We start from the raw sequence: 14,006 nt of genomic DNA, 5'->3' as shown, positions 1-14,006 counted from the left end.
TTGTAAATAAACTTGGCACTAATGTCCTATAAGGAAAAATGATCATTATGACCGGTATTTCAGGATTATTACTGCATCCAGACCCGGTATTTATTGATTTTCAGGAGGAATTTGTCTCTCTGCCAAAATAACAGTCGCAGTGACCGAAATTCCCGCTCGTATGCGATCATTAGTTCAGGCATGGGCCTCGCCAGGGCGTCCGCCCTCTTGCCTGTTGACACACTTTTCGGTACAGCCACGGCAGCGCCGCCTGCAGCGATTAGGCCTTGCGCACCTACGGCGGCACAATACGGAGCGAAAGGTTGCCGGTTTGTGCTTGCCTCCCCCGCAGTAACCGCGAAGGAAGGCAAGTACTTGTGATACTGCTCAGGGCTGCACAGACTCCAGCGGCGCCCGCTGTTGCTTTCAGCGCTCCGTCTTTTTATCGGGTTGCCTTTTGAATGGCCTGATGATGGCTGGGGGCTGCTCGATTGGGCCCTCCTCCAGCGCACAGGCTTTGTCCAGTGGGTAGGCTTCGTCCAACCATTGCAGGAATCGTACAGCTCGCATCACCTGGTTACCCCTACCGGGCGCAATATGCAGGTCTACGGCGTTCTCTTTGATGGCGACCAGCGTGAAGGTAAAATAATCCCCCAGCTCCACCGGCTGAAATAATCGACAGGGTAATATAGGCATTTTATAAGCTCCTTGAGTCGCCTGTGGCAGAAGCGCCCGGCAAAAGCCCATAGCGCCGTTTCTCTCGCCGCAGGCGTAGTCCTTGTGGGAAAAAGCAAAGTGCAAAGTGCAGGATGCGCAGCCAGAGAGGCGGTGCGCGGCTGAAGTAAAAGACCACACCAATCATCACGCAACGCCACAGCACACTCCGCCGCCGGGGGCAGGAGTGACCCGGAAAACCCGCCTTCAAAAAGACCTTTATTGAAGACGAACGAGTGTATGGCGTATCATTCAAGACAGCCTCGCTAGATAGCTTGTTTATCTATTGGGGTTAGCCATTCCTCGGTGTTCGTGCACCGGGGGGTGGCGTTTTTCTATCATTTACGCGGTCATGATGCGGTCCTTCTTTGTTGGTTTAATTGTGTATGGATTACCTGCGAGCGTTGGGGTTACGGGGCGCTCGTGGGATGAATAATGATCGTTGCGGTATGGTTTATCTGTTTATTATTCTTTGACTGCGCCGGCAAAGCGGCTGGGCCCTAGGGCAGCAGACCTACGGTATGCGCTTTTTGCAAAGACTGCAATCAATCTGAAGCTTTAGGCGACAGCAAGTTGCGTTTCCTCCGGCTACATAGCCATTTGTGGTACATCAGGGCATCAGCAAACCATTCCCAGGGCATTCAGGGCTTGTTCGATATGGGATATCCAGGTGAAATCACACTTCGGACGGCGTGTTTTCATGAATCGCCGTTGGTGATATAAAGCAGAGTACGGCTCTTTTTGGCAAACGGCCACGCTTGAACAGCCGACACGTTAACCATTGATGATGTTTTTACTCTCAAAGAATTCTCCGTGATGCTTACACCTAACCTCCGCCACAGATACGAGCAACTTGTTGTGAGTCAAACATGCGAAGGGTGCGGCTCTGCTGATACTTGTCTGGTGAACTCCCTTAACTATTCGGTAAGCTGAGACCTGTAACTTTATGAGCACTGTCTCGGAATGTACTCCGCGTTAAATCACTATTTATCCAATGTCTATATCATCCTGTACGATGTCCGAATGGATATAAAGATGAAGTTGAAAAGCACCGTGGTTTCTTACATGAAGAGGTTAAACAAGAAGCCTGCGCATGTAGCATCCTACTTTGTGCATCGCTCGATTAAATAAGTAGTAAAAAGAACTAGTTAGCCGCCACGTTAATAATCAAAAGAAAACATGATCATACATCCAAAAATGAGAGGTTTGCGAAAAGCCAGTGGAATTGTCATACACTTCTATGCGGGTGACATGCCTGCCGCCTTTACGCAGATTGATATCGGCAGATGGTGATGCCAATCCTGTGGCGCATAGTTCCACTATGCTGTCACATTCGGCGATGTGATTGAACAATCGAAAATATATCAGAATTAAACAATAAGCGTTGAGGAGACAAAGCTATGATTCAGAATTATCAATATCTGTGAAAATTTTCAACCGATGCCGGAGGTGCCTTGTGGTGAACTGGAAGTTCTATTACACAATGTTGTGGGTGATTTTTTCTATGACAACCTATGCAATTCCCGCTCAATCTCTTGCAACCGGTGTCACAACCAAGCCAAAAGTGATTATTTTTGATATTAATGAAACGCTTTTGGATCTCGAGCCTGTCAGGCGATCTGTTGCTAAAATTTTAGGGGAACGCGAAGATCTGCTGCCGCTGTGGTTTACAACCATGCTGCATTATTCACTAGTGGAAACCCTCAGTGATACATATCACGACTTTGGTGAAATCGGTACTGCCGCACTAATGATGGTCGCTGAAACACAGGGTATTAAGCTCACCTATGCACAAGCCAAAAATGCCATCGTCACGCCGCTGGGCTCACTGCCACCACATGCGGATGTGGCACCTGGCTTGGCGACTTTGTCAAAGGGGGACTACAAGATCGTCAGCCTGACAAACTCCTCTTTCAAGGGGGTGGAAAAGCAGCTCAAACATGCCGGACTGAGTGATTTTTTTGACAAAAGCTACAGTGTGGAAGCCATACGGAAGTACAAACCCCATCCCGATACGTATCGACTGGTACTGAAGGACCTTGGTGTGCAGCCCGCAGAGGCCATGATGGTGGCGGCGCACGCCTGGGATTTGATGGGGGCAAAAAATGTGGGTCTGCAAACGGTTTTTGTCGCCCGCCCAGGTAAGCCACTGTATCCATTTATGTCAAAGCCCGACCATGTTGTTAAAAATTTAAAAGAGATGATAAGTATTGTCGGCATACCCGAAAAAAATTAATAGTGTAATTTTTATGCAATTGCCTCTCGAGAAACTCCGTATGCCAAAGTTGTTGATTTGCACCTATTAGCCCGGTCGTTAATTACTACCACTGAGCCGATGAAGAGTTGGTTTAGCTCCTGCCCCGCAATAGGTTTTTGGCACTGAAGCCTGGCAGAGACAACTACATCTGCTCCATCACTTCAATACCAAGCAGGTCAAGACCGGTAGCGATGGTGCGGGCTACCAGTGCACATAACTGCAGGCGGCTTTGCCGGTGTTTTTCGCCCACGCCTTCTTTCAGCACCGGACAGGCTTCGTAGAAGCGCATATAGGTACTGGCCAGCTCGTACAGGTAGGTACACAACACGTGTGGGAAGGTGTCTTTGGCCACCTGGTCCAGCACTTCACCAAACTGGGCCAGTTTGATGCCCAGGGCGCGTTCTTCCGCTGTTTCCAGCAGGATTTCGCCCTGCAGCTCGCTTGGCGCAATACCGGCTTTGCGGAAAATACTGCGCACACGGGTATAAGCGTACTGCAGGTAGGGGGCGGTGTTGCCCTCGAAGCTGAGCATGGATTCCCAGTTGAAGAGGTAGTCGTTGGTGCGGGTCTTGCTCAGGTCGGCATATTTCACCGCGCCGATACCTACCTTGCGGGCGATCTCTGCACAGGTGTTTGCATCCAACTGGGGGTTTTTCCCGGCCACCAGCTTTTCCGCACGCTCCACCGCTTCGTCCAGCAGGGCTGCCAGTTTTACCGTGCCGCCGGTACGGGTTTTAAACGGCTTGCCGTCGTTGCCCATCATGGTGCCGAATGTGCAGTGCTCCAGGGCAACGGATTCCGCCACAAAACCCGCTTTGCGCGAAGCGGTGAACGCCTGTTGCAAGTGCAGGGACTGGCGCGCATCCACCACGTAGAGCATGCGATCGGCCTTGAGCTGGTTGGCGCGGTAGCGGATGGCGGCCAGGTCGGTGGTGGCGTACAGGTAACCGCCGCCTTTTTTCTGGATTATCATCGGGCTGGGGTTGCCCTCTTTATCGGCCATCTCTTCCAGAAATACCACGATGGCGCCCTGATCTTCCACGGCGATGCCGTTATCCAGCAGTTCTTTCACCAGTACCGGCAGGTCGTCGTTGTACTCGCTCTCAGCGTAAATGTCTCTGTGTTTGAGGGTGACATTCAGCCTGGAGTAGATGTCCTCGCAGTGGCTGATGGAGACAGTGATAAACTGTTTCCACAGCTTCAGGCACTGTTCGTCGCCGCCTTGCAGTTGCACCACATAATCGCGCGCGCGGTCGGCGAAGCCCTCCTCGTCGTCAAAGCGCACCTTGGCTTCCCGGTAGAAAACCTCCAGGTCGGCCAGCGCCACTTCCGCATTGCTATCGGCCAGCTTGTCGGACAGATGCGCCAGTAACATGCCGAACTGGGTGCCCCAGTCGCCCATATGGTTCTGTCGAATCACTGTGTGACCCTGGAATTCCAGCAGGCGCGCCAGGGCATCACCAATAATCGTGGTGCGCAGGTGGCCCACATGCATTTCCTTGGCCAGGTTGGGGCTGGAATAGTCGATCACCACGGTCCTTGGTTCTGCCACCGGGGCGATATTCAGGCGCTTATCCCCTTTGGCAATAGCCAGTTGCCGACCCAGCCACGGCTCACTCAGGTGAATGTTCATAAAACCGGGGCCGGCGATCTCGACTCTCTCAATCATCTCCCCCTTGTCCAGCTGCTCGAGGATCCTGCTGGCCAGCTCGCGGGGGTTGGTGCCCATGCGCTTGGCGGCGGCCATGGCACCGTTGGCCTGGTAGTCGCCAAATCCGGCTTTCTTCGCAGGTGCCACGACGGGGCCGCAGTCTTCGGGAATACCGGCGGCGATCATGGCGGCCTGGAATTGATCGGAGAGGCGTTGGCGAATATTCATAGGGGGAAACGCTGTCTTACATTCGGGGAAACGCCGAATTTTAATCGGCGCTGGCGGCTTTGCAACCAATGCTTGCCGGGGATGATGACCGTCTATCAGCCAAATCTCGATACAGGTGTCCAGATGCTGTGGCAGTGGATGGTATGATGCCGCCAAATGATGGAGGTAGCGTGAGTTCAAGCACTCTTTACTGGCACGATTATGAAACCTGGGGCACAGACCCGAGTGTGGACAAGCCGGCGCAGTTTGCCGGTATCCGAACCGACGAAGCACTCACGATTATCGGCGAGCCGCTGATGCTGTACTGCCGCCCTGCGGCGGACTGCCTGCCGCAGCCCGCAGCCAGTCTGGTTACCGGCATCAGCCCCCAGAGCGCGCTGGCCAAGGGGGTGCCGGAAATTGAATTTATCCAGCGCATTCTCGCCGAGCTGGGCGCCCCGGGTACTTGCGGTGTGGGTTACAACAGCTTGCGTTTTGATGACGAAGTCACCCGCTACACGCTGTATCGCAACCTGCTCGATCCCTATGAGCGCGAGTGGCGCTGCGGCAACAGTCGCTGGGATATTATCGATATGGTGCGCCTTACCTATGCCCTGCGCCCGGAGGGTATCCAGTGGCCAAACCGGGAGGACGGCGCGCCGTCTTTTCGCCTGCAGGAGCTGACGGCTGCCAATGGTATTGCCCATGAGGGCGCCCACGATGCCCTGTCGGATGTCCACGCCACTATTGATTTGGCGCGGCTGGTGCGCAAGCAGCAGCCCAAACTGTATGATTATGTCTTCCGCCTGCGCCGCAAGCAGGTGGTGAGCAAGTTGATTGATATGTGCGAGCGCCGCCCGCTGCTGCATATCTCCGGCAAGGTTTCCGCCAGCCATGGCCATTTGACCTATGTGATGCCGCTGGCCAGCCATCCGGTGAACCGCAATGCCATTATTGCCGCCAACCTGGCCATGGACCCGGAGCCGCTGTTTAACCTGGATGCGGACGCGCTGGGGGAGCGGCTTTACACTGCCCGTGACCAGCTTGGCGAGGGCGAGCTGCCGGTGGGGCTCAAGCTGATCCACCTGAACAAGTGCCCGGTAGTGGCCCCGGCGAACATGCTCAGTGACAAGCGTGCAGGGGAGTTGGGTATTGACCGCACCGCCTGCGAAGCCAACTGGCAAAAGCTGCGCAATGTCGATCTCACAAAAAAACTGCACAAAGTGTATCTCGATCAACATTTCCCCGAGCGCGATGTCGAGGGGGCTCTCTACAGCGGATTCCTCAGTGATGCCGATCGGGATCTGTGCCGCGAGCTGCATCGCAACCTCGCTGAGCGCGGGCCGGCGGCTCTGGCCGACGAGGTGCCCTTCAGCGATCAGCGCCTGCCGGAATTGTTGTTCCGTCTGCGTGCGCGCAACTTCCCGGAGACCTTGTCCGACCAGGAGCAGCAGCGCTGGCAGATATGGTGCTTCCGGCGCCTGACCGAACCCGCTGCGGGGGCTTCCATTACGCTGGAGACCTACTTCCGCCAGCTCAGCGAATTGCGCGCGCAGCATCCGGAGCGGGCTGCGCTGATCGCTGAACTGGAGAACTGGGGCGATAACCTGTTGGCTTGAAGGGGTTGATTTCCGCCAGAGACTGTTTCCGGGCTGGGCTCTGTGACGGTGCCTGAGTAAAATCCCGCTCGCAATAATTTGGCGCCCACAAGGCACAACCCACGGAGTCATCATGGACTTTATCGGAGCCAATATTCTCTCCGTCAGCCAGTTCGAGCGCGCCGATATAGAGCGCGTTTTCGATGTGGCCGATGCTATGAACCCCTATGCCCGCCGTGAAAAAGTGACCCGGGTGCTGGAGGGGGCGATCCTCGGCAATATGTTTATGGAGCCGAGCACCCGCACCCGGCTCAGCTTCGGCGCTGCCTTTAACCTGCTCGGCGGTACCGTGCGTGAAACCGTGGGCATTACCGCCAGTGCCATGGCCAAGGGGGAATCCCTATACGATACGGCGCGGGTGTTGTCCGGTTACAGTGATGTGATCTGCATGCGCCATCCGCAAGCGGGCTCTGTGGCGGAGTTTGCTGCTGCGAGCCGGGTGCCGGTGGTCAACGGTGGCGACGGTGCCAATGAACACCCGACTCAGGCACTGCTGGATCTCTATACCATCCGCAAAGAGCTGGCTGCACAGACTCGCACTTTGGACGATTTCCGAATCGCTATGATCGGCGATCTCAAGCACGGCCGCACCGTGCACTCCCTGTGCAAGCTGTTGTGTCTGTTTGGCAAGGTGCGGGTGGTGCTGGTGTCGCCACCGGAGCTGGCGATGCCGGAAGCGGTGGTGGAAAAATTGTGTGCCGCTGGTCATCGGGTGACGGTAACCGACCAGTTGGAGACTTCCATAGCAGATGTGAATATCGTTTATTCCACCCGCATTCAGGAGGAACGCTTCGCCTCCCAGGCGGAGGCCAACCTCTACCGCGGCCGCTTCCGCCTGAACCGGGAAATTTTCACCCGCTTCGCGCAGCCCAACACGGTTATTATGCATCCGCTGCCACGGGATTCCCGCGCCGAGGCCAATGAGCTGGATACCGATTTGAACGAGCATCCGAGCCTGGCCATTTTTCGTCAGACGGATAATGGCCTGTTGGTACGCATGGCGCTGTTTGCATTGCTTCTGGGGGTGGAAGGCAAGGTACACCAATACGCCCACGAAGTGCGCTGGCATAGTCGCCGCAATCCGGTATTACCGTAACGGAATTTGTTTCCGGATTCTATCGCGTATTTCTGTTAACCTGATGACATGGGCCCGACTTCAACGGGCTTTGGTTGTTGTGGCAGGGGTCAAGCGCAGCCCTTCCGCGCCGGCGTTGCCTGTGCCGGCCGGGCCGCCTGCGCAATCGCATCCGGGGAAGCTGCATGTTGCACCAGATTTCGCCTGCGGTATTCTTGCGCAGTGTCGCCACCCTGGCGCTGTTTCTCGCCCTATTGGTTGCCGGAAGTAGCGCTCAGGAGGAACCCTTTCCCCACGTTGCCCTTATGTCAATCAGCGGCGCTATAGGCCCCGCCACCACCGATTACTTTACACGCGCGACGGAGGAAGCACAGGCGCGCGGCGCGCAACTTATTCTTGTACATATCGATACCCCGGGCGGTCTCGATGCCGCTTCCCGCGATATTATCCAGCATATCCTCTCCTCCCCGATCCCTGTTGCCACCTATGTGTACCCCTCCGGCGCGCGCGCTGCCAGTGCCGGTACCTATATCCTCTATGCCAGCCAAATCGCAGCGATGGCCCCGGCCACCACCCTGGGGGCTGCAACACCGGTACAGATTGGTGGACCTCCGGGAACACCCACTCCGGGGGGGAAACCCGGGGAGCGTGAACAGCCACAGGAGAAAGAAAAGGAGCGGGAAAACGACGAAGACAGTGAGGGGGACAAGGAGGAGAAGCCGCTGAGCGGCACTGCCATGGAACGCAAGGTGATCAATGATTCTGTGGCCTTTATCCGGGGTCTGGCGCAGCGCCACGGACGCAACGCCGATTGGGCGGAGAAAGCAGTGCGCGAGGCGGCGACCCTGACTGCCTCTGAGGCACTGGAAATGCACGTTATCGATATTGTGGCCAAGAACGATCAGGATTTGTTGCAGCAGATTGCAGGGCGCACAGTACTGCTCGATGCCGGAGAGGAGACGATTTCCTCTGATGTGGCCGAACTGCCTATTGAAAGCTATGAACCGGACTGGCGCAATGAGTTGCTGGCGCTGATTACCAATCCACAAGTGGCCTATATCCTGCTGTTGATCGGTATCTATGGCTTGATTTTTGAGGGCTACAGTCCCGGTGCCTTTGTACCGGGCATTGTCGGGGTCATCTGTCTGTTGTTGGCATTTTATGCCCTGCAGGTATTGCCGGTGAACTACGCTGGCTTGGCATTGATCATTGTCGGGGCTCTGTTGATTGTGGCAGAGCTCTTTATGCCGAGTTTTGGTGCCCTGGGTATAGGCGGGGTCGTTGCGTTGGTGATTGGTTCTGTCATGTTGATTGACACCGATGTACCGGGCATGCAGGTGTCTCGCAAGCTGATTGGTGCCATTGCCGGCGTGAGTGGATTGTTCCTGCTGATTTTTTTAATGGCGGTGCGCAGGAGTCTGCGCAAACCGCGGGTTCCCATAGAGCAGGCACTGGTGGGGCGCACAGCGGTGGTCAGTGATGTGCAGCCGTCGGAAATCCTCGTGCATCTGGATGGGGAAATTTGGCGGGCAAAGAGTGAGGATAGCCTGGAGCCCGGGCAGCAGGTGCGCGTTATCGCCCAACAGGGTTTACTGCTGTCTGTGGAAGCCTGTTAGACAATTTTCTGTAGTAGAGATTCGGCGGGCAAGTCTTCCCATAAGAGCGGCAATGGGATAGTGGATGGCGCGCCGGTTCCATAGAGAGGCGCCTGGTTGCGGTCTGTCCGTTGGTGTCAGCTGAGTTCGATGAGAAAACATAGGGAGATATAAAATGGTCAGCTATTTTATTGGGCTGCTGGCATTGGCAGTGGTACTGCTGTTGATGTATGCCATCCGCATTTTGCGGGAGTATGAACGGGCAGTGGTGTTTTTTCTCGGTCGTTTCCAAACGGTCAAGGGGCCGGGCCTGATCATTATTATCCCCATTATCCAGACCATGGAGCGGGTGGATTTGCGCACTGTGGTGATGGATGTGCCCACCCAGGATGTCATCAGTCGCGATAACGTTTCGGTGAAAGTGAATGCTGTGGTGTACTACCGGGTGATCAATCCGCAGTCTGCCATTATCAATGTGGAGTACTATCACGAAGCGGTAAGCCAGTTGTCTCAGACAACCCTGCGTTCGGTGCTGGGCAAACACGAACTGGATGAAATGCTGTCCGAACGGGACAAGCTGAATGTGGATATACAGAATATTCTGGATGAGCAGACAGATGCCTGGGGGGTTAAGGTCACCAATGTGGAGATCAAGCATATTGATCTCGATGAAAGCATGGTGCGCGCGATAGCCCAGCAGGCGGAGGCCGAGCGCGCGCGGCGGGCCAAGGTCATCCATGCGGAAGGGGAGGCCCAGGCCGCGCTGAAACTCACCGAAGCGGCCGATCAACTGTCCAAGAATGCCAACGCGATTACCCTGCGCTATATGCAGACTATGATCGATATTGCCGGGGCGAACAACAGTTCCACACTGGTGTTCCCCCTGCCGCTGGATCTGATTGAACCGCTTTTGAAACGCGGGAGGGCGTCCGGCACTTAGTGCGGTCAACCTGCAGTCTTCACGTACCGGGTGGCCCGATACAAAAAAGGTTGGATTAAGGAAGCCGTATTCCACCTACGGCTTTTTTTGTATCTTTTGGATCGGTAAAAGCTGCTTACAACAGCTTTTCCATCAGGCTGCGGGTTGAACTGTCCCAGTCCTCGGGCACCGCGCCACCGGCGGCACTGTAGATTTTTGAGCTCAGTTGTTTGCCCAGTTCCACCCCCCATTGATCAAAGGGATTGATACCCAGCAGGCAGCCGCCCACATAGACCTTGTGCTCGTAAAGTGCCAGCAGGGTTCCCAGGTGGTGGGGGTCCAGCTTTTCCAGAATCAGGGTGTTGCTGGGGCGGTTGCCCGGAATCACCTTGTGGGGCGCTAGGGCGTGGGCCTCGCGGTGGGTATAACCGGCCTCCTCCAGTTCCTGGCGGGCCTGGTACAGGGACTTCCCTTGCAAGAGGGCTTGGCTCTGGCTGATACAACAGGCCAGCAGCCAGCGGTGTTGCGCGTGCAATTGCGAGGTTGGAGCCTTGACGGCAATAAAATCCGCGGGGATTAGATCGGTCCCCTGATGCAGCAATTGGTGGAAGGAGTGCTGTCCGTTGCTGCCCTCTGTGCCCCAGAGCACGCTCCCGCTGGGGTAGTCCAGTTCCCGTCCGCTTCTATCCACACTTTTACCCAGGCTCTCCATGTCCAGCTGCTGCAGCCAGGCGGGGAGCCTGGCCAGTCGCTGTGCATAGGGAAGCACCACCTGGCTGCCCGTGTGCCAGCACTGGCGGTACCAGAAGTGGACAAGTGCCATGATCACCGGCAGATTGTGCTTCAGTGGCGTGGTGGCAAAGTGCTGGTCCATTGCGTGAGCGCCCTGCAGTAACTGCTCGAAGACCTCGTAACCGCAGGCCAATACGATCGGCAGTCCGATCGCAGACCAGAGCGAATAACGCCCGCCTACCCAGCTCCACATGGGAAAAATATTCTCGGGAGCGATCCCGAAATCCTGGGCGGCAACCACATTGCTGCTCACCGCAACAAAGTGTTTGGCGAGTTGCTTTTCGGTGCAGCCACCGGCCAGAATCCAGCGGCGCGCGGACAGGGCATTCTCGCGGGTTTCCAGGGTGGAAAAAGACTTCGAGGCCACAATAAACAGGGTTTCCTGTGGGTTCAGATTCACGAGGGTATCGCCCAGATCGGCACCGTCAATATTCGCCACAAAATGTACCTGAAGATGCGCTTTGTGCCAGGGATGCAGCGCCTCCACCACCATGCGCGGGCCGAGATCGGAGCCACCGATGCCAATATGGACAATATGGCGAATGGGGTTGCCGTTAAAACCCCGCCAGGTTTGCTGGTGGATGCTCTCGGAGAACTGTCGCATTTGTGTGCGGCAATCCTCCACGGCGCGCTCGTGTTCGGTTTGCGGCTGCCCCTGAAAGCGCAGGGCGGTGTGCAGGGCCGGACGATGCTCGGTATTGTTGACAATGGCTCCACTGAGCAGCGCGGCGATTTGATCGTTTAACTGCTGGTCTGCGGCGTAATCCAGCAATAGTTGCAGAGTATCCCTGCGCAAATGGTTTTTACTGTAGTCCAGGTAGATCCCTGCAGCTTCCAGGCTAAAGTGTGCAGCGCGGTCTGGGTCGGTGGAGAAAAGCTTGCGCAGGGACCACTTGTGTTGTTCGTAATGGGATCGCAACTGTCGTATGTCTGTGGCGCGATTCAGCGCCAGGCTTTCACTTGTCATGGCAATGGGTGGTTAACTCTGTCAGCGGTTTCTTATCGCGGGTATCAAGCCAGCAAAAACTGTAGGGGTTGTATCTTAAAGGGGGCGCCAATGCTAACGCATTTCCCGCGCCGGCACAGGGCCTGAGAGGCTACAGTATATTACAGAAGATGGCACCCGCGATTGCCGCCTATAAAATATCTGCGCAACGGTGCGAAATGGCTTTAAAGCCAAAAGCCCATGTCAGCCTGTAGCAGCGCGTACCGGTATGGCATTATCCCGACGGTCCGTTTGCTGGCTGGGATAATAAGAATGGTTCGTCCAAAAGACAAATGCCGCTTGAGAAAGCGGCATCTGGCGGTGATTCATACTAAATAGTGCTTGCGGGGCCTGTGTATCAAAGCGCCCCGTTTTGACCAAAACCGTATTTAGTATGAATCACCACACTGGTTCTGCTTGAAAGTGATCTTACTTCACCACTTTCATGCAGCGTACTCTGTCTGAAGCCATCCAGCAGTCAGCATCTGCAGGGCAGGCCATTGAAAGAGGAATTTGTTCAGCGCCCGGAGGGCAGTAAGCTGGAGGTGCCGGTGGGCTACAGCAACCTGCCAGAACCAGTGCACTGATAATTCCGATTAAGTACTTGGCTGGAGTGAAATTCATCCCCTAACTCCTTTCCGTTGATGTTAGCCATTAGCATAGCCAATAAAACGTCATCTGTTGGTCAGCTTTGTAAAATGCTCTACAAAGATACCGTCTGATGAAGTGTAATAGGCGCAGGGTTTAAATAGCTGCCAGGGGCAAAGTCTGGAAAAAAGCTGTGCCAGTTTATTGCGCTTTGGTGCGGAAAAAACCGGTTTTTTCCCTTTTTTTGGCGTTGGAATTTATTTTTTGCCCGTGATGTCGGATTTTTTTACCGTTTGAAAGTCATGGGTATTGTTAACACTTTCAAGTTGCCGGGCCAATTGAAAGTGCCTGACGATCCGGCTTTTGGATTTGTAACGGCTTGGGCTCGAAGGGCGAGTGGCTTATGGATGTTCGATAGTGGATCTCAGTATCGGTTTGACCGCAAGTCAGCCTGTGTGCCAGGTGCGGTGGGTTGCTGGATGGCTTGCAGCTATACGGGCTTGCGGTCGGGGGCATAGAAAACCCGCGGTCCTTTCATTGGGGGGAGCCGTGCAGAAAACGGCCAAATGTCTGTGCCAGCAGTGCATTTCGTCCCGGATCGCGCAAAACCGTCAGTAAAGATGCCCGCACTTGCGGTATAAACAGCAAGTCTAAGAGCAACCGGTTGAAGGTTTCCTGATTTTCCGTAAGCGCCAGTGCGTTTAACCAGAGCCTGGCCAGCGCGGGGTTTTCCAGGTCTGTTACACAGCAACTGCCAATGGTGGCAAGCAACTGGACACTTTGAGCGGTGCTGGGGTCTTGCAGCAGTTGCAGAAGCAATGCGTGCCGCAACGCTTTTGCCGGCGAGTGGGAACAGGCGCGTACGGCAGCGGTAATCACCGCGCAGTCCGGGGTATCGCTGTGCAGGGTGGATACAGCACGGGTTTTGATGGTTTCTGCCAGCCGGTGATCGATCCTCTCATTTTCTAGACATGCACAGAGGTGGATAAATACCGGGGAGGCAATGTGGGCGATCTGGGGCAGCAGCAACGCTTTTTCCTTCTTCCAGCGCACCGCCAAATCGGCAATCCCCTGTAACGCCAGAGTGTCCCAGCGGCAGGCTTTTGGTGCGCGGATGTAGTCGAGGACCGGCCCGTAGTGTGCGCTCGCCGGTCTTTTTAGCAACATCCCCGTTCGGGCATGAAATACTGCCCGGCGCTCCATGGAGGGGGTGTACAGGAGCCCGCTGCGTTTCAGCAACTGGTCCAACTGCTCCGCCGCTTCGCATTGGATACCGCAGTTGAGTTCCCGGGTCATTGCGTGTAACAGGTGGTCCCGTGCCGCGAGTTGCAGTTTGCCCTGTTCATCCAGAGGGAAACGCAGAAACCAGACAGCGGCTTCACCACCCGCTACCGGTCGCAGTAACAGGCCGGTCCAGGCCTGGCGCAGGTAGGGGTGGGGCCAGGGTGCTTGCCCCGCCTCAAATGCCTCGGCAGCGGAGTCGGACAATGCCTGCAGACGCCGGCCCAGGTCGAACCAGTGCAATTGGAAACCGGCCCCTTCAATCAGGGCGGTGAGGGTGCCCGGGGCTTTCACGGGTAATCGCT

General features: G+C 55.6%; 9 protein-coding genes. 5 read left to right on the top strand and 4 right to left on the bottom strand.

What is annotated here, in order from left to right; genetic code table 11:
- Positions 1-405: 405 nt before the first annotated feature.
- The gene (locus Q5Y71_RS10175; RefSeq protein ID WP_306042071.1) at positions 406-675 is read right to left on the bottom strand and encodes a hypothetical protein; all 270 of its coding nucleotides are present in this window, start codon (positions 673-675) and stop codon (positions 406-408) included.
- Between the two features lie 1,474 nt (positions 676-2,149).
- Here Q5Y71_RS10175 and Q5Y71_RS10170 point away from each other — a divergent pair.
- Positions 2,150-2,929 carry a haloacid dehalogenase type II gene (locus Q5Y71_RS10170; protein ID WP_306042070.1) on the top strand — a complete coding sequence of 260 codons (780 nt, stop codon included), beginning with the start codon at positions 2,150-2,152 and terminating at the stop codon, positions 2,927-2,929.
- A 163-nt stretch (positions 2,930-3,092) separates the two neighbouring features.
- Here Q5Y71_RS10170 and argS read toward each other — a convergent pair whose 3' ends face one another.
- Positions 3,093-4,829, bottom strand: coding sequence for an arginine--tRNA ligase (gene argS, locus Q5Y71_RS10165; protein ID WP_301414523.1), 1,737 nt, complete (start codon positions 4,827-4,829; stop codon positions 3,093-3,095).
- A 146-nt stretch (positions 4,830-4,975) separates the two neighbouring features.
- On the opposite strand from argS, the gene sbcB reads away from it, so the two are divergent.
- The 4 genes from sbcB (at position 4,976) to Q5Y71_RS10145 (ending at position 10,076) form a co-directional block, all read left to right on the top strand.
- Positions 4,976-6,427: an exodeoxyribonuclease I gene (gene sbcB, locus Q5Y71_RS10160; RefSeq protein WP_306042075.1), complete on the top strand. Its 1,452-nt coding sequence runs from the start codon at positions 4,976-4,978 to the stop codon at positions 6,425-6,427.
- Between the two features lie 112 nt (positions 6,428-6,539).
- Complete coding sequence (locus Q5Y71_RS10155; protein ID WP_301414521.1) at positions 6,540-7,562, top strand: aspartate carbamoyltransferase; 1,023 nt, start codon at positions 6,540-6,542, stop codon at positions 7,560-7,562.
- Between the two features lie 164 nt (positions 7,563-7,726).
- Positions 7,727-9,157 carry a nodulation protein NfeD gene (locus tag Q5Y71_RS10150; RefSeq protein ID WP_306042069.1) on the top strand — a complete coding sequence of 477 codons (1,431 nt, stop codon included), beginning with the start codon at positions 7,727-7,729 and terminating at the stop codon, positions 9,155-9,157.
- 154 nt (positions 9,158-9,311) lie between these two features.
- Positions 9,312-10,076 carry a slipin family protein gene (locus Q5Y71_RS10145; RefSeq protein ID WP_301414518.1) on the top strand — a complete coding sequence of 255 codons (765 nt, stop codon included), beginning with the start codon at positions 9,312-9,314 and terminating at the stop codon, positions 10,074-10,076.
- A gap of 115 nt (positions 10,077-10,191) precedes the next feature.
- Here the strand turns inward: Q5Y71_RS10145 and pgi are convergent, their stop codons facing one another.
- Both pgi and Q5Y71_RS10135 read right to left on the bottom strand, forming a co-directional pair.
- Entirely contained in the window at positions 10,192-11,814 is a 1,623-nt protein-coding gene (pgi, locus tag Q5Y71_RS10140) for a glucose-6-phosphate isomerase (protein WP_306042068.1), read from the bottom strand.
- 1,140 nt (positions 11,815-12,954) lie between these two features.
- A complete protein-coding gene (locus Q5Y71_RS10135; protein WP_306042067.1) occupies positions 12,955-13,995 on the bottom strand; it encodes a DUF3549 family protein in 1,041 nt (346 codons plus the stop codon).
- Positions 13,996-14,006 lie beyond the last annotated feature (11 nt).

Origin of the sequence: Microbulbifer sp. 2205BS26-8, from assembly GCF_030731025.1 — a bacterium.
Taxonomy (GTDB): Bacteria; Pseudomonadota; Gammaproteobacteria; order Pseudomonadales; family Cellvibrionaceae; genus Microbulbifer; species Microbulbifer spongiae.
Note: the sequence above shows the minus strand (reverse complement) of the source record. Positions and strands in the feature narration are given on the sequence as shown.